The organism is Embleya sp. NPDC025285 (assembly GCF_055558835.1).
Genome location: NZ_JBVHLU010000034.1, coordinates 46,903 through 63,249 on the forward strand (window position 1 = coordinate 46,903; position 16,347 = coordinate 63,249).

The following is a 16,347-nucleotide window of genomic DNA, read 5'->3' on the forward strand; positions in this document are numbered from 1 at the left end:
GCGGGGTGGACCGGCCCGCCGCCGGTCTCTCGTGGGTGCCGGCGGCGGGGGTCGCTTCGGGAGACTCGGCTGCCGGGGGACGGCGGCAGCCGAGTCGCATCGGGTGGATCGGGCCGGGGCACGCCCCAGCGGCGGAACCGTGCTCCGGTCAGCTACCGAAGTAGTTGTCGAAGTTGCGGGAGAACTCGAGGTTGTTGAATCGGTCCCAGTTGATCGACCAGCTCATCAGCCCGCGCAGGTTCGGCCGTACGCCGCCGCGTGGCGTGTAGCTTCCGCAGTTGCTGCCCTTGGTCAGGCAGTCGAGTGCCTTGTTCACCTCGGTGGTGGACACCCAGCCGTTGCCCGCCTGGACCGAGGCCGGCATGCCGATCGCGACCTGTTCGGGCCGCAGTGCCGGGAACACGTTGTTGGTGTTGCCCGCGACCGGGAAGCCGGCGAGCAGCATGTCCGTCATCGCGATGTGGAAGTCGGCACCGCCCATGCTGTGGTACTGGTTGTCCAGGCCCATGATCGAGCCGGAGTTGTAGTCCTGGACGTGCAGCAGGGTCAGGTCGTCGCGCAGGGCGTAGATGACCGGCAGGTAGGAACCACAGCGCGGGTCCTGGCCGCCCCACTGTCCCGACCCGTAGTACTGGTAACCCATCTGCACGAAGAACGTCTCGGGCGCCATGGTGAGCACGAATCGGCTGCCGTACTTGGCCTTGAGCGTCTTGACCGCCGAGATCAGGTTGACGATCACCGGTGTGGTCGGGTTCTTGAAGTCGGTGTCGCCGGTGTTCAGCGACAGCGAGTGGCCCTCGAAGTCGATGTCCAGGCCGTCCAGTCCGTATTCGTCGATGATCCTGCCGACCGATTCGACGAACTTGTCCCGCGCGGCGGTGGTGGACAGTTGCACCTGGCCGTTCTGCCCGCCGATCGAGATCAGCACCTTCTTGCCGGCCGCCTGCTTGGCCCTGATGGCGGCCTTGAAGTCGGCGTCGCTCTCCACGCTCGGGCACTCGGTGACCGGGCAGCGCACGAACCGGATGTCGCCGGAGGTGACCGACGTCGGCTCGCCGAAGGACAGGTTGATCACGTCCCAACTCGCGGGTACGTCGGCCATTTTCGTGTAGCCCGCCCCGTTGGCGAAGCTCGCGTGCAGGTAGCCGACCAGCGCGTGCGGGGGCAGTTGGCCGCCTCCGCCGTCGGTGCCGGTGGTCGCCGTGACGGCCGCCGACTTGGCCGACTCGCCCGCCGAGTTGGTCGCGCTGACCTGGAAGTTGTAGGCGGTGGCCGGGGTGAGTCCGGTCACCGTGGCACTGGGCCCGGTCGCCGTCTGGGCCAACGTGCCGTTGCGGTAGACGTTGTAGCCGGTCGCGCCGGGCACCGCGGTCCACGACAGCGGCACGGTCGTGGCGGTCGGCGTACCGGCGGCCAGGCCGGTGGGGGTGGCCGGGACCACGACGACGCCGGAGGTGGTCGCGCTCACGGTCGCCGACTTGGCCGATTCGCCGGCCGAATTGGTGGCGCTGACCTGGAAGCCGTACGTCGTCGCCTGGGTCAGGCCGGTGACGGTCGCGCTCGTGCCGGTGACCGTCTGGGCCAACACCCCGTCGCGGTAGACCTTGTAGCCGGTCGCGCCGGGCACCGCGGTCCACGACAGCGGCACGCTGGAGGCGGTCGGCGTGCCCGCCGCGAGCCCGGTGGGCACCGCCGGGATCTGGGTGCCGCCGCCGGGGCCGGTCAGGGCCAGGTCGTCGGCGTAGTAGGCGCCGGTGCCGTACCAGCCATGCGTGTACAGGGTCACCGACGTGGTGTTGGGGCCGGTGCGGAACGTGGTGGTCAGCCGGGTCCAGTCCGGCGCGGAGCCGGTCCAGGTGGCCGGGTCGGTGGTGCCGGTGCCACTCGCGCCGATGTATACGTAACTGCCGCGTACCCAGCCGGAGATCACGTAGTCGGAGGAGGGTTGCACGGTGACGGTCTGGACGCAGCGCGCGTTGTCGCTGCCGGCCGGGGTCGCCTTCAGGGCGGAAGTGCCGCCGTGCACTGGGGTGCTGACGGTGGCTCCGCTGCCGGCGCTACAGGTCCAGTCGGACATGCCGGACTCGAAGCCGCCGTTGCGGACGAGTTCGGCGGCATCGACCGCGTCGGCGGTGCCGCCGGCGGCGGTGAGCATGGCGGCGGTCAACAGGGCGGTGCTTGCCGCGGCCACGAGGGGGCGCAGCCGTTTGGGGGGACGAACGCTGGTGGATCCGGACATGGGAATCCTCGCGTGGTCGGAACGGGACTGGGCGGGGCGGGACCGAGCGTGGTTGAGCTGAGCCGGGCCGGCCGAGCGGGGGCCGGCCCGGGCCGAGCGGGATGGGGCCGCGCCCGGGCCGGTCGCGTGGTCCGGCCCGGGCGCGACGCGCTACGGGAGCGTGTCGAGGTGCGGGCCGACCGTGTTGGAGAACTGGTTGCCGTTCAGGGCGTCCCAGTTGGTCGACCAGGTCATCGCACCGCGCAGACCCGGGTAGGTCTTGCTCGGCTTGAACGTGCCGCAGCCGGTGCCCTTGGTCAGGCAGTCGAGCGCGTTGTTGACCACGCTCGGGGGCACGTAGCCGGATCCGGCGCCGCGCGGCGACGCGGGCAGACCGAGGCCGACCTGCGAGGGGGCCAGGCCGCCTTCGAGCTGGATGCAGGCGAGGCCGGTCATGAAGTCGACCGTGCCCTGGCTGTACACCTTGCCGTCACAGCCGAGCATCGCGCCGCTGTTGTAGTACTGGGTGTTGACGACGGTCAGGATGTCCTTGATCGCCAGCGCGGTCTTGAAGTACTCGGTGCCGGTGGACTGCATGTCCAGCGTCTGCGGCGCCATGGTGATCACCAGGCCCGCGCCGACCTTGCCGGACAGCGAGCGCAGCGCCTGGGTCATGTAGGTGGAGTTGATGCCGTTCTCCAGGTCGATGTCCACACCGTCGAACCCGTAGTTCTGGATCAGTGTGTACAACGTGTTGGCGAAGTTGGTCGCCGACGCGGAGCTGTTGACCGAGACGGTGCCCTTCTCGCCGCCGACCGAGATGATCACCTTTTTGCCGGCCGCCTTCTTGGCCGCGATGTCGGCCTTGAACGCCGCCTCGGAGTAGTTCAGCGCCGGGTCCAGGGTGAACGAGACGCCGCCCGGGGTGCCGGTGGCGTCCGCGAAGGAGACGGCGATGATGTCGTACTCGGCGGGCACCTGGGCGATGGTCTGCACGGTCGCGCCGTTGTTGAAGTTCTGCCAGTAGCCGGTGAGTACGTGCTTGGGCAGTTGGCCGCCGCCCCCGCCGCCGGTGGTGGTCGCGGTCACCGCGGCCGACTTGGCCGACTCGCCCGCCGCGTTGGTCGCGCTGACCTGGAAGCTGTAGGAGGTGGACGCGGTCAGACCGCCGGCGGTCGCGCCGGTCCCGGTCACGGACTGCACTTTGGTGCCGTCCTGATAGAGGTTGTAACCGGTGGCACCGGGAACGGAGTTCCACGACAGCGGGACGCTGGAGGCGGTCGGCGCGCCGGCCGCGAGGCCGGTGGGGGTGGCCGGGATCTGGGTGCCGCCGCCGGTGGTGGTCGCGGTGACCGTCGCCGACTTGGCCGACTCGCCCGCCGAGTTGGTCGCGCTGACCTGGAAGCCGTACGCGGTCGAGGGGGTCAACCCGGTGATGTTCGCGGTGGTCCCGGTCACCGACTGCACCTTGGTGCCGTTCTGGTACACGTTGTAACCGGTGGCGCCGGGAACGGGGTTCCACGACAGCGGCACGCTCGACGAGGTCGGCGCGCCGGCGGCCAGGCCGGTGGGCACCGCCGGGATCTGGGTGCTGCCGCCGGGGCCGGAGAGCACGATGTCGTCGGCGAAGTAGGCCGGTTGGCCGTACCAGCCGTGCGTGTAGACGGTGACCGAGGTGGTCGAGGCGCCGGTGCGGAACGTGGTGGTGAGTTGCTGATACGTTCCGGCACCCGGCGTCCAGGTGGACGGGTCGGTGGTGCCGGTGCCCGTTGCCCCCAGGTACACGTAGCTGCCCTGGACCCAGGCGCTCAGCGTGTAGGCCGAGTTGGGCAGCACCGTGACCGTCTGTGCGCAACGGGCGTTGTCGGAGCCCGCCGGAGTGGCCTTGAGCGCGCCGGTGCCGGCATGCGTCGGAGTGCTCACCGAGGCCCCGGAACCGGCCGAACAGGTCCAGCCGGCGAGGCCGTTCTCGAAGCCGGGGTTGCTCACCAGGTTGTCCGCGGCCTGCGCGCTGCCGGCGACCGCGACGGTCAGTCCGGCGCCGGCCAGGGTGAGCGCCGCGAGTGCGGCGAGGGTGGGGTGTCCGCGGCGAGGGGACTTCGCTCGCGGAACGTGCGAAACGCGTGCCACTACTGCCTCCGTGCGTGGAGAAGCGATGTAGGTGGAAGTCGTGCGACCGCGTGCGCGTCAGCCCGCCCTGCGCGCTAATGGTCTAGGCCAAAGTGGTCCAGACCAATAGAGCGTGTCAAGGTTTTCCCCGCGATCCGACTCCGTTTACCTCGCCGTCCCCAACCGGTTACGCTCCGCAGCGGTCCGATTCCCGTCCCCACGCCCGTTTTTCACCGCTCTCCGCGCACCCTGCTCACACGGTGAGTGCCTTGCGCAATCCGGCCACCGAGGCCGGGTCCCAGCCCGGACGCGGGGCGGATCCGACCAGGAGGCGGGTGTACGCGTGGCGCGGGTCGGTCAGGATGTCGGCGGTGGGTCCCTGTTCCACCGCGACCCCCCGATACAGCACCAGGATGTCGTCGGTGACCTGCTGAACCACCGCGAGATCGTGACTGACGAAGACCAACGCGACGTTCGTCTCCTTGCGCAGTTCGGTGAGCAGGTGCAGGATCTGCGCCTGGATCGACACGTCCAGCGCGGAGACCGCCTCGTCCAGCACCAGCACCCTGGGCCGGGCCGCCAACGCCCGGGCGATGGACAACCGTTGCCGCTGCCCGCCGCTGAGTCGGTGCGGCCGGGCGTCGGCCTCGCGGGTGCCCAGACCGACCTGGTCCAGCAGTTCGCGCACTCGTCGATCGCGATCCGCCTCGCCGTGCAGCCGCAGGACGCCGGCCACGCACTGGGCGGCGGTGAGCCTGGGGTCCAGCGAGACGTACGGGTCCTGGAAGACCATCTGGATCTCCCGGGCCCGACGCAGTCGTTCCGGACCGCCCTTGGCCCGCGCCGCTCGCGGGCGCCCGTCCACCGCGATGGTGCCCGCGTCCGGACGGATCAGCCCGACCAGCATCCGCGCGATCGTGGTCTTGCCCGAACCGGACTCGCCGACCAGGCCGAGCGAGCCGCCCGGCGGCACGGTGAAGGAGATGTCGGACGCCGCGACCGTGCGCTCTGCGCGCCGACCCGGGAGCGCGAACTCGCGGCACAGGCCGTGTACTTCAAGAGCAGGGGTGGTCATCCGAGCACCTTCTCCGCGGGGTGGTCCAGGTCGGTGCGGCGGCACGTCACCCGGCCGCCGTCGGGAAGTTCGCGGGCGACCGGCCGCCAGGTCTCGCACGCGGTCTCCGCCACCGGACAACGCGCCACGAACGGGCAGCCGGGGAAGGCGTCGTCCAGCGACGGCGGCCGGCCGGGGATGGGCCGGATCGGGCGCGGGTCGCCCAGCTCGGGCGTGCAGGCCAACAGACCGGCGGTGTACGGGTGACGCGGATCCTCGAACAGGCTCGCGGCGGTGCGCTCCTCGACCACGCGCCCCGCGTACATCACGTACACCCGGTCGCAGTAGGCCGCCGCCAGGTGCAGGTCGTGCGTGATGAACAGCAGACCCAGGCCGCGCCCGGTCCGGTGCTCGCGCAGGATGGCCAGGATCTCGGCCTGCGTGGTCACGTCCAGCGCGCTGGTCGCCTCGTCCGCGAGCAGCAGTTCCGGATCGCCCGCGAGCGCCGCCGCGATCACCACCCGCTGGAGCATCCCGCCGGACAGTTCGTGCGGGAACTGCCGCAACCGCTCGGCCGGGCGCACGATGCCGACCGCCTCCAGCAGGCGCAGCGCCTCGGCATACGCCTGCGCCTTCGGCCGGTCCAGGGTGTGGATCAGTCGTTCGGTCAGGAAGTCGCCGATCCGGCGCACCGGGTTGAGCGAGGAGCGCGGGTCCTGGTGCACCATAGCCACCCGATGGGCCCGCAGTTCGCGCAGTTCGCCGGTGTCGAGGGTGAGCGCGTCACGCCCGGCCACGTCCACCCGGCCGTGGACGTGCGCGTCGCGCGGGAGCATCCGCAACACTGCCTTGGCGGTGGTGGACTTGCCCGATCCGGACTCGCCGACCAGGCCGACCACCTCGCCCCGGCGCACCCGCAGGTCCACCCCGTCCAGCACCGGGCGTCGCGCGCCCGTGCCCGGGAGTTCGACCGTCAGGTCCCGGATCTCCAGCAGTTCGTCCACCGCGTCCGTCTTGTTTTCGACCATCAACGTTCCCTCACCCCCAGGCGGTCGGAGATCCGCACGCCGACGACATTGAAGGCCACCACGACCAGGGCGATCGCGGTGCCGGGCACCAGGGCAGGCCACAACGCGCCCTGCACCAGCGCGGCCTGCCCCTCCTTGACCATCAGGCCCCATTCCGAGCTCGGCGGCTGGGCGCCGAAGCCCAGGTAGCTGAGCGTGGCCATGCCCATCAGTACCTGACCGAACATCAGCACCAGGTAGCCGATCAGCGACGGCGCCAGGTTGGGCACCAACCGCCGTACGCAGATCGCGAATCCGCCCATGCCCTGCACCCGGTAGGCGTCGATGTACGGTTTGGCCCGCTCGGCCAGCGCGATGCTGCGGGTGTACTTCGCCACCACCGGCGAATAGGCCAGCGCGAGCGCGATCACCGCGGTGGTCAGCCCGTCGCCGAACACCGACACGATCAGGATCACGAACAACAGCCCGGGAAAGGCGAACATCACGTCGGTGACGCGCGAGACGAACGCGTCCACCCAGCCGCCGTGCCACGCGGCCAGCGTGCCCAGCGCGATGCCGATCACCGACGCGAGCGCGAGCAGCGCCAGCGGCGCCACCAGGCTCGGCCCGGCGCCGTGCAGCACCCGCGAGAGCAGGTCCCGCCCGGACTGGTCGGTGCCCAACACGTGCGCGCCGTCCGGCACCGCGAGCGAGGCGTTCAGGTCGATCGCGTCCGGTTCGTACGGCGCCACCAGCGGCGCCAGGACCGCCGCCAACGCGGTCAGCAGCAGGAATCCGGCCGCGATCCGGAACGAGATCGGCCAAGTCCGCTTTCTGGGACGGGCCGGCTTCGAGGGCGCCGCCGGGACGGGCCGCGCGCCGGCTTGGAGAAGAGTCATGCGGCGCTTCCTTCGAGGCGCACCCGCGGATCGATCAGCGGGTGGACGAGGTCGACGAGCGTGGTGACGAGCATGTACGCGAGCACCATGAGCAGCAGCACGGCCTGGGTGACCGGGAAGTCGTGCGTGTTGATCGCCTGGACCAGCAGCGAGCCCATCCCGCTGATCCCGAACGCGGTCTCCACCACCACGGTGCCCGCGAACAGGCTCGCGGTGATCAGGCCGCACATGGTGACCACCGGCGCCAGCGCGTTGCGCAGCACATGTCGACGGATCACCTTGAACTCGGACAGGCCCGCCGCACGGGCCACGGTGACATGGTCCTGCGCGTACTGCTCCAGCATGCTCTGCCGGGTCACCCGGCTGACCACGGCGAGTTCGCCCAGCGCGAGCGAGAGCGCCGGCAGCGTGAGGTGGTAGAGCCGGTCGCCGAAGCCCTCACCGGCGCCGGTGACCGGGAACCAGCCCAACTGCACGCCGAGGAAGGCGACCAGGGCCAGGGCCTTGACGAACTTGGGGATGGACGCGAGCAGCGTGGTGACGGCGACGATGATCGAGTCGACCCGCCCGCCGCGCACCGCGGACAACACGCCGAGGGCGATCCCGACCACCACGAACAGCACGGCGGAATAGCAGACCAGGAACAGCGTGGTGGGCACGCGCGAGGACACCAGGTCCGCAACCTGGTCGTGGTACTGCATCGAGCGGCCGAGGTCGCCGTGCAGGACGCCGCCGATCCAGTCCCCGTACTGCACCCACAGCGGGTCGTCGAGGTGGTAGGCGGCCCGGACGGCGGCCAGTTTCTCGGGCGTCGCGTCCTCCTGTCCGCCGACCAGGAACGCGGCCGGATCGCCGGGGGCGGCGTAGATCGCGCCGAAGATCACGAAGGACGCGGCGAACAGGGTGACGAGCAGCCCAAGGGTGATGCGCAGGGCGCGGGCGGGCATGGTGGTGACACCTCCGAAGGCGACGGGAACGGGCTTGGTGGGATCAGCCCTTGGCGCCGAGGTCGGCCAGCCACGGGTAGGCGACGTTGGCCATCGAGGCCGGCGCGCCGGTCAGCTTGGCGCTGGTGATCAGCACGTTGGGCACCTGGACCAGCGACAACCACACCGCGTCCGCGGTGAACCGGCGCTCGGCCTCCACCAGCAGCTTGGCCCGGGCCGCGTCGTCGGTGGTACGCAGTGCCTCGTTGACGACCTTGTCGTACTCGGGCGAGCTGAAGCCGACCCAGTTGTTGTTCGAGCCGGTGAGCGCGTTGTCGTAGAAGCCGGCCGGGTCGGCCTTGGAGATGTACCAGTCGTCGGCGAACATGTCGACGCTCTTGCGCAGCGCCTGGTCGGTGTACAGCGAGGTGAAGTCCGCGCCCGACATGGTCTTGATCTCGGCCTTGAGGCCGATTCTGCGGGCGGCGTCCACCACCGCGTTGGCGATCAGGTTGCGGGTGGGCGTGCCGTCGTTGGCGACCACCAGGGTCGGCGCGGCGGGGCCGACCTCGGCGATCAGCTTCTTCGCCGCGTCCAGGTCGGCGGCGGTGGGCTGCGCCGGAGCGCCTTGCAGTGCGTCGTAGCCGGCCTGGAAGGTGGCCTTCTCGTAGCCCCACGCGCCCGGTCCCAGCGGGGTCTTCCACGGCGTGGCGAGTCCGGCGAAGGCGGCCTTGGCGATGCCCTGGCGGTCCAGCGCGAGCGAGAGCGCGCGCCGCACGCGCGGGTCCTTCATCCCGCCGCGCTCGGTGGGGATCAGCGTCCAGGCACGTGAGGAGGAGCCGTAGGAGACGGTGAGCGCGCCGTTGCCGGCCAGCGGCGGCACCGCGCTCATCGTGGTGAGGTAGGTGCCGTCGGCGGCGCCGGTGGTCATGCTGTTGACCATGGCGTTCTCGTCCGCCCAACCGAAGGTGGCCGAACGCACCAGCGGCTTGCGGGACTTGTCCCAGTAGGCGTCGTAGCGCTCCAGGGTGATCCGGCTGCCGGCCTTCCACTCCTTGAGCGTGTACGGCCCCGAGCAGGCGTCGGTGCGCCCGGGCGTGCCGTAGTCCTTGCCCGCGGGCTCGGCCTGCTCGCGGTCGAGCACGATGCCCGCGTTGCCCGCCAGCGCCTTGGTGAACAGCGCGTCGGGCTCCTTGAGCCGCACGGTGACCTCGGCGTCGCCGGTGCGCTCGATGGACTGCACGCGCTCGAACTCGTCCGACTCGTTGTTGCCGTCGGCCGCGTGCCGGCGCAGGCTCCACACCACGTCGTCGGCGGTCATCGGCGAACCGTCGTGGAAGGTGACGCCGGCGCGCAGCTTGAGCACGAGCGTCGTGGGGTCGGTGTAGATGCCCGAGTCGGCCAGGTGCGGGCGCATGCTCAGATCGGGCTGGGTCTGGAACAGTCGTTCGCAGACGTTGGCGAGCACCGCGTTGGAGTCGCTGTCGGATCTGACGTCCAGGTCCAGTGACTTGGGTTCCTTGGCCAGCAGCCATTTGACGTTGTCCACCGCGCCGGCGGCCTTGGCGGTGGTGTCGGTCAGCGCGAGGTCGGCGGGCTTGCCGGGGGCGCCGGCCGCGTTGTTGCCGCCGGCGTTCTTGGCGGAACAGGCGGTGGTCAGGCCGAGCAGGGCGGCCAGTCCGAGCGCGGTGAGGGTGCGAGTGCGGGACATGCGACTCTCCGGGGGATGCGGGGGGAGGGTGGGGTGGGGCGCCGGGGCGGGCGTGCTTCGGGCGCGGCCCGGGACGGGTGTGGGCTTCGGGCGCCACGGGAGCCGGTGGCTTCCGGGCGCTGTCGGGGCGGGTGGCCTCCGGGCGCCGCCGGGGCGGGGCCTTCAGGCGCCGCCGGGTCCGTCGTGCAGGTTCCAGGGCAGGAGTTCGTATTCGTGGTCGCACGGGGTGCCGGCGGTGACGCGGTATTCGCCCGTGGTCAGGTCGACGCAACTGGAGAGCAGCGTCGCCCACTGCCGGACCGCCGGTCGGGCCGGATCCGGGTGGGTGCACAACGATTCGGGGTAGCCGAGGTGGTCGGACATCGCGGCGTGGATCAGCTTGCGGGTCTCGGCCGGGTCGCCGGCGTCCCGGCAGCGCCGCAGTCCGGCCTCGGCGCGCGGTACGCGAAGCAGCGAATCCGGAGCCGAGGGACGGTAGCTCGCGGCCAGTTGCGCCGGCATGAAGGCCTGGTAGTGGTTGCCGTGCACGAGCAGGCCGTCGGTGGGGTACATCCAGCCGTTCGCGCCGGGGGTGGTCTCGATGTCGATCGCGAAACCCTCGCGGTGGGTGAGCAGGGCGTTGCTGGCGATGTGCGCGCGGGTGCGGAAGAGCACGTCGAGCGCCTCGGCCGGGTTGGCGCAGTCCAGCACCCGGCGGCGGATCAGCGTCTGCGGGATGCCGACGGCGTGGTCGAAGCGCCCGCCGAGGCCGTTGGCGTTGAGCGCGATGCCGGCCGAGTTGGCACCCTGCCGGCCGATCTGGCCCGCCTCGACCTGCATCACCACGGTGGGCTTGCCGGGCTGCACGACACGCACGACCATGACCGTCTCGCGCACGCCGTAGCGCCAGTCCCAGTTCTGGCCCGCGTACACGTGGCCGTCACCGGAGGCCTGGTCGAGCAACGCGAAGGAGGTGCAGCCGTCGGGATTCTCCGCCGGCGCGGGTACTCCCATCTCGGCGAAGGTGTCGTCGTAGATGATCTCGCCTCGGGCGTTGAGCGCGAGGATGTCGAGCAGGTCGAGGCCGGCGCCCTCGGCGATCCCGGCCATCTCCTCGACCAGGTCGGGGGCGAAGGCGCGGGAGGGGGCGAGCCAGTGTTCGGCCCGCTCGGTGACCTGGCGCCAGGTCAGGCCACCGGCCGCGCCGAAGGCCTCGGTGTAGTAGTCGACGGCGGTACGAATCAGCGCGCTCGCCCCTTCGCCGTACTGGCGACCGCGGGTTCGAGGCTCGCCGGCGATCTCGATGGTGGGAAGGGACACGCCACTCACGTCGTCTCCTGGGGTGCTGGGGGTTCGGCAGCGTTGCGGGTGCTGCACGCTGTCCTGGGGTCCGCGAGTCCGGTGACGATCGCCGCGACGCGTGTCGTGACACGTGTCGTAACGCTCGTCGCACTGCTCGTCGCACCACGTGTCGTAATGTTCATTACGAGTTCGCGGTAACATGTATTGCACGTTGCATGAGGAGAGTAATGGTTGATACCGGGGAGTCAAGAGGCGTGAGCGAACAACAACCGCAGAATCCGGCGCTGGCTCGGCTCCGGGCGGCGATCCGCGATCAGTGGGCCGACCTGTCGCCGGCCGAGCGGAACGTGGCCCGCTATCTGACCAACTGCTCCCCCGAGCAGGTGCTCTTCGCCAGCGCGCAGGACCTGGGCGCGAGCATCGGCGTCAGCAACGCCACGGTGGTGCGCACTCTGCAACGACTGGGCCTGGGCGGACTCTCCGCGCTCAAGCGCGACATCGCCGCCGACTTCAGCACGGACGTGGCCCCCGAGGTCAGGCTCCGGCAGCGGATCAGCCAGGTCGGCCAGGACCTCGACGGAATCCGGGCCCGGGTCTACGACGAGGCGATCGAGCGACTGGAGCACGGCCGGGCCAACCTCGACGCGGACGCCTTCCGGCTGGCCACCCAGTTGCTCGCCGACGCGAGCGAGGTGCTCGCGTACGGCGTCGGCGCCTCCGAACTGGCCGGCCGCCACCTCGCGCTCAAGCTCAACCGGATGGGCCGCCGGGCCCGCTTCGTCGGCACCACGGGCTTCGGACTGGCCGACGAACTACTCACGCTGCGCCACGCGGATGTGGTGGTGATGTTCGTCCCGGGCCGCTTCCTGCGCGACATGGAGGTGCTCCTGGACCACGCCCGGGTGGTCGGCGCCCGCATCGTGGTGGTCACCGACGAACTGGTCGAACGCCTGGCCGACACCGCGGACGCGGTCCTGTACGCGCCGCACACCCCGACCGGCATAACCGCCGAGTCACTGTCCGCGATCGTGCTCAGCGACGCGCTGCTGCTGGCGGTCGCCTCGTTGGACGAGACCCGCTCGGTCGAGCACTCCCATCAACTGACGGCCCTGCGGGCGCAGTTGCTGGAGCCGAAGGAGGGCCGGCCCCGGCGCTGAGGCGGGGCTTCGGCCGGGGCCGGCGCTTCGGCGGGGGCCGGCATCCCGAGCGAGAAGGCGCCGGCCGCCGAGCCCCCAGCGCTACCGCACCACCCGCTGCGCCACCCACGTACGCGTAGCGGCCCACCGCGCCAACCGCGCGGGCCCACAACCACGCGGCCGGCCACAGCGAAGTCGCACGCCGATCCGGCAGACGCGTCCCGGGTGAGCCGTCTGCTTGCTTCGAACCGCGGTGGTCATTCTCAATCGGCCGTCGAGGCGGGTCCGGCGTTCTCGACCGGCGGGGCGGACGTGGTGGCACGGGGGTCCGGGCGGCGACGATGTACGACGACCAGGATGTCGGCCCAGGCGATCAGGGCCGCGGTCGCGCAGAGGGCCGCGGCAAGGATCCACAACGCTCGGGCGGCGGCCAAGTCGATGTCGGCGGCCACGGCGCACAGCGTGGCGGCCACGATGAAGACGGGTAGCGCGATTCCGGCCCAGGCCAGGCGCGGGGCCAACGGGACGGTCCCGACGGGTGGTCGGGGGCCGCCGGAATCCTGACCCGGTGTCGGGCGGGCGGCTGAGGCAGTCATGATCGAAACCTACCCAGGGGTGCGACAACCACGCGCCGGCGCCTCCCCCCGATCCACCGCCGACCGGTGGCAGGTGGCGGGCGGAGGGCGGTGGCTACAGGGTTCCGGCGCACCGCCGGCAGGACCGGTGGGTGTTCGCCGGAAGCGTCGGCCGCTATCGGGTCGGGTCCCCGCAGTCCAGCACCTCGGCGATCACCCGGAAGGTCTCGTGCCCGCCGGCGGGCCGCCCTGAGTTCGGGCGACTCGAGGAAGCGACGTCGGGTGCGGCGGGCGCGCCGTTGTCGTCGTCGACGCGGTGTCGGGACGGCCGTGTTCTCGATATCGTGCATGGTGCACCGAAGTTGCTCACCGTCGGGCGAACAGGAGCACGGCATGGCCGTACCGGTAGCGCTGAACCACCTCGCCTACCAGACCCGCGATCTGGTCGCGACACACCGCTTCTGGACCGAGGCGGTCGGTGCCGAACTCGTGGGCGCGGTCCGCGAAGAGTCCCGGACAACCAGCAGCGGCGAGGTCACCGCGCCCTTCCTGCACGTCTTCTACGCGCTCGCGAGCGGTGAGTGCATCGCGTTCTTCGACGTGGCGAAGGCGTACGCGCCCGTGCCCGACGGTCTCGAATGGTGGACCCGGCACGTCGCGCTCGCCGTGGACTCCGTCGCCGAAGTCGACGCGATGGCCGAGCAGATCCGTCGACACGGGGTCGAGGTCCGGGGCCCGATCGACCACGAAGGCGTCTGGTACTCGGTGTACTGCTTCGACCCCAACGGCGTGCACCTGGAAATCACCCACCAGTCCCGCCCGTTGACCGAACAGGACGCCGCCGAGGCCCGAACCGCCTTGGACGGCTGGCTCGCCGACCGCGCGGCCGGCAATCTTCCGGGCTGAGGGCTGAGGACTGGGGGCCGAGGACTGGGGGCCGAGGACTGGGGGCCGCGGCCCGCCGGCTCCCGGGCCGAACCGCCGGGGGCCGCCGCCGAAACGGGAACGACCGCTACTCGCCCACTCGTTCGTAGCGCAGCAGGACGGTGCGCGCGTCGAACGTCCGCGACTCGACCAGCGCCAGCGGGTGCCGGGTCTCGTCGGCTCGGAAGACCGGCTTGCCGCCGCCGAGGATCACCGGGTGCACGAAGACCAGGTATTCGTCGATCTCGCCGAGCCCGGTGAGCGCGTTGGCCAGTCCGGCCCCGCCGGTGAGCAGGATGTCCTTGCCGGGCTCCCGCTTGAGCGCGGCGATGTCCTCGGCGAGGTTCGCGCCGATCACCTCGGCGCCCCACTCGGCCCGCTCCAGCGTGGCCGAGACGACGACCTTCCGGGTCGCCCGCCAGACCGGCGCGAACCGCAGGTCGTGCGGGTCGGTGGAGATCGTCTCGACGTTCGGCCAGTAGCCGGCCATCATCTCCCACACGACCCGGCCGTACAGGAACGTGTCGACCCCCGCGTTCAGCGTCTGCCCGAAGTCGGACAGCTCCGGGCCCATCACCGGCCAGTCGAATTCGCCCTTGGGGCCCTCGATGTAACCGTCGAGCGACTGGTGGACCATGTAGAGGATCTTGCGCATGTCGGGCTCCCGCAGTGTCGGTCTTCGGTGTTCTCACGGAGAGGTCGGAGCCGGGTCGCGGTCCTCGACACCTCCCGGCGGATTCCCGGGAAAAGTTTTCGAACCCCTGCACGAACGGGTGCACGGGCGGGCGAAGGTGCCCCGTGCCCGGGTACCCCGCCGGTCATCGGGATCACCCCTCGCCGGTCATCCGCGCCGCGCGTATCTCCAGGTAGCGCCGCTCCGGCAGGCTGGTGGTCCGGCGGGCAGCCGTGCGGTACGCCTCCCGGGCCGCTTCGCCGTCGCCCGCCAGTTCGAGCAGATGGCCGCGGACCGCCCAGAAACGGTGGTGGCCGGTCATCCGCTCGTCCTCGGCCAGTGTGTCGAGCAGATCCAGGCCGGCTCGGGGGCCGTGCACCATCGCCGCCGCGACGCTCTGGTTGAGGATGACCATCGGGCCCGGCGACAGGTGCGCGAGCAGTCGGTACAGCGCGAGGATCTGCGGCCAGTCCGTATCGTCGGCGTGCGCCGCCTCCGCGTGCACCGCGGCGATCGCGGCCTGCACCTGGTACGGCCCCGGCGGTCCCCACGTGAGCGCGTCGGTGACCAACTCGGTGCCCTCGCGGATCGCCTCCGCGTTCCAGCGGCTCCGGTCCTGCTCGGCCAGCGGGATCAGTCCGCCGTCCCGGGCGGTACGCGCGGCCCGGCGGGCATCGGTCAGCAACATCAGCGCGAGCAAGCCGGACACCTCGCCGTCGTCCGGCCGCAACCGGCGCACCGCGCGGGTCAGCCGGATCGCCTCGCCGGTCAGGTCGGTGCGCAGCAGATCGGGGCCCGAGCCGGCGGTGTAGCCCTCGTTGAAGATCAGATAGAGCACGTGCAGCACCGCGCCCAGGCGCTCGATCGACTCGGGCCCGACCGCACCGCCGAACCGACCGCCGGCGGCCTTGATCCGCTGTTTGGCCCGACTGATGCGCTGCGCCATGGTGGACTCGGGCACCAGGAACGCGTCGGCGATCTGCGCGGTGGTCAGGCCGCCGACCGCGCGCAGCGTCAAGGCGACCTGCGAGGCCCCCGTCAGCGCGGGGTGACAACACAAGAACAGCAGGGTCAGCGTGTCGTCGCGGTTGCCGGGCGCGTCGTCGTCGGGTGCGGGCGAGACGTGCTCGTCGGCCGGGGCTCGCGCGGCGAGCCGCTCCTCGCGGTTGCGCCGCGCCCGCTCGCTGCGCCAGTGGTCGATCAGCCGCCGGTCGGCCACGGTGAGCAGCCAGCCCCAGGGACTGTCCGGGATCCCCTCCTCGGGCCACTGCACGGTGGCGGCCAGCAGCGCCTCCTGGACCGCGTCCTCGCAGGCGTCGAACTGGCCGTGCCGGCGGACGAGCACGCCGAGGACCTGCGGGGTCAGTTCCCGCAGCAGGCCCTCGACGTGCGCGTCCGGGCTCACATCTCCGTCCCGGAATCCGTCATCACCGGGCGTACCTCCATCGCCCAGTACCGGGCGTCCGGCCAGCGTGCGGCGATCTCGACGGCTCGCTCGGTGCTCTCGCACTCGACCAGCAGATAGCCGGCGAAGTGCTCCTTGGCCTCGACGAACGGGCCATCGGTGACCGCCGGTACACCGTCACGGACCCGGACCGTCCGGGTCTGCGCCGGATCGGCGAGCGCCTCGCCGCCGAGCAGTTCCCCGGACGCGGTCAGCTCCGCCATCAGGGCGTCGACCTCGCCGAACAACTCGGTGCGCTCCGCCTCGGAGAGTTCCTCCACGAATCCCGGGCGGTTGTGGATCAGCAGCATGAACTTCATCGGGTGCCTCCTGGTCGCTCTGGTCTGTTCGGGTCGGCCCACACGGTGCACACGATCCACGCGGTCCGCG

The 16,347-nt window shown here is 71.2% G+C and carries 14 protein-coding genes; 2 read left to right on the top strand and 12 right to left on the bottom strand.

Going from position 1 to position 16,347, the window contains the following annotated elements; all coding sequences use genetic code 11:
• Positions 1-148: 148 nt before the first annotated feature.
• From ACZ4FV_RS23385 to ACZ4FV_RS23420, 8 genes are all read right to left on the bottom strand, one after another.
• Positions 149-2,239, bottom strand: coding sequence for a fibronectin type III domain-containing protein (locus tag ACZ4FV_RS23385; protein ID WP_402231020.1), 2,091 nt, complete (start codon positions 2,237-2,239; stop codon positions 149-151).
• A gap of 150 nt (positions 2,240-2,389) precedes the next feature.
• Complete coding sequence (locus ACZ4FV_RS23390; protein ID WP_395858683.1) at positions 2,390-4,348, bottom strand: fibronectin type III domain-containing protein; 1,959 nt, start codon at positions 4,346-4,348, stop codon at positions 2,390-2,392.
• 232 nt (positions 4,349-4,580) lie between these two features.
• Positions 4,581-5,402, bottom strand: a complete 822-nt coding sequence (locus ACZ4FV_RS23395) for an ABC transporter ATP-binding protein (protein WP_395858684.1) — start codon at positions 5,400-5,402, stop codon at positions 4,581-4,583.
• On the bottom strand, positions 5,399-6,409 hold the full coding sequence (locus ACZ4FV_RS23400) for an ABC transporter ATP-binding protein (RefSeq protein WP_465323200.1): 1,011 nt from the start codon (positions 6,407-6,409) through the stop codon (positions 5,399-5,401). The genes ACZ4FV_RS23395 and ACZ4FV_RS23400 overlap by 4 nt, the downstream gene beginning before the upstream one ends.
• A complete protein-coding gene (locus tag ACZ4FV_RS23405) occupies positions 6,409-7,287 on the bottom strand; it encodes an ABC transporter permease (protein WP_331770766.1) in 879 nt (292 codons plus the stop codon). Before ACZ4FV_RS23405 ends, ACZ4FV_RS23400 begins: the two co-directional genes overlap by 1 nt.
• Positions 7,284-8,234, bottom strand: a complete 951-nt coding sequence (locus ACZ4FV_RS23410; protein ID WP_395858686.1) for an ABC transporter permease — start codon at positions 8,232-8,234, stop codon at positions 7,284-7,286. Before ACZ4FV_RS23410 ends, ACZ4FV_RS23405 begins: the two co-directional genes overlap by 4 nt.
• Positions 8,235-8,277: 43 nt before the next feature.
• Positions 8,278-9,924 carry an ABC transporter substrate-binding protein gene (locus tag ACZ4FV_RS23415; RefSeq protein WP_395858687.1) on the bottom strand — a complete coding sequence of 549 codons (1,647 nt, stop codon included), beginning with the start codon at positions 9,922-9,924 and terminating at the stop codon, positions 8,278-8,280.
• Between the two features lie 162 nt (positions 9,925-10,086).
• Positions 10,087-11,232, bottom strand: a complete 1,146-nt coding sequence (locus ACZ4FV_RS23420) for a C45 family autoproteolytic acyltransferase/hydolase (protein WP_395858688.1) — start codon at positions 11,230-11,232, stop codon at positions 10,087-10,089.
• A 200-nt stretch (positions 11,233-11,432) separates the two neighbouring features.
• Between ACZ4FV_RS23420 and ACZ4FV_RS23425 the strand changes: the two genes are divergently transcribed.
• Complete coding sequence (locus tag ACZ4FV_RS23425; RefSeq protein ID WP_395858689.1) at positions 11,433-12,362, top strand: MurR/RpiR family transcriptional regulator; 930 nt, start codon at positions 11,433-11,435, stop codon at positions 12,360-12,362.
• A 242-nt stretch (positions 12,363-12,604) separates the two neighbouring features.
• Here the strand turns inward: ACZ4FV_RS23425 and ACZ4FV_RS23430 are convergent, their stop codons facing one another.
• On the bottom strand, positions 12,605-12,937 hold the full coding sequence (locus ACZ4FV_RS23430) for a hypothetical protein (RefSeq protein ID WP_402231028.1): 333 nt from the start codon (positions 12,935-12,937) through the stop codon (positions 12,605-12,607).
• Between the two features lie 372 nt (positions 12,938-13,309).
• Here ACZ4FV_RS23430 and ACZ4FV_RS23435 point away from each other — a divergent pair, with 372 nt between their 5' ends.
• Positions 13,310-13,822 (top strand): VOC family protein, encoded by a 513-nt coding sequence (locus tag ACZ4FV_RS23435; protein WP_395858698.1) that lies wholly within the window; start codon positions 13,310-13,312, stop codon positions 13,820-13,822.
• A 106-nt stretch (positions 13,823-13,928) separates the two neighbouring features.
• Here the strand turns inward: ACZ4FV_RS23435 and ACZ4FV_RS23440 are convergent, their stop codons facing one another.
• From ACZ4FV_RS23440 to ACZ4FV_RS23450, 3 genes are all read right to left on the bottom strand, one after another.
• Entirely contained in the window at positions 13,929-14,495 is a 567-nt protein-coding gene (locus ACZ4FV_RS23440) for a dihydrofolate reductase family protein (protein ID WP_395858699.1), read from the bottom strand.
• 172 nt (positions 14,496-14,667) lie between these two features.
• Positions 14,668-15,918 carry an RNA polymerase sigma factor gene (locus ACZ4FV_RS23445; protein WP_465323201.1) on the bottom strand — a complete coding sequence of 417 codons (1,251 nt, stop codon included), beginning with the start codon at positions 15,916-15,918 and terminating at the stop codon, positions 14,668-14,670.
• Positions 15,915-16,277 carry a YciI family protein gene (locus tag ACZ4FV_RS23450; protein ID WP_331770782.1) on the bottom strand — a complete coding sequence of 121 codons (363 nt, stop codon included), beginning with the start codon at positions 16,275-16,277 and terminating at the stop codon, positions 15,915-15,917. The genes ACZ4FV_RS23445 and ACZ4FV_RS23450 overlap by 4 nt, the downstream gene beginning before the upstream one ends.
• Positions 16,278-16,347: the final 70 nt, after the last annotated feature.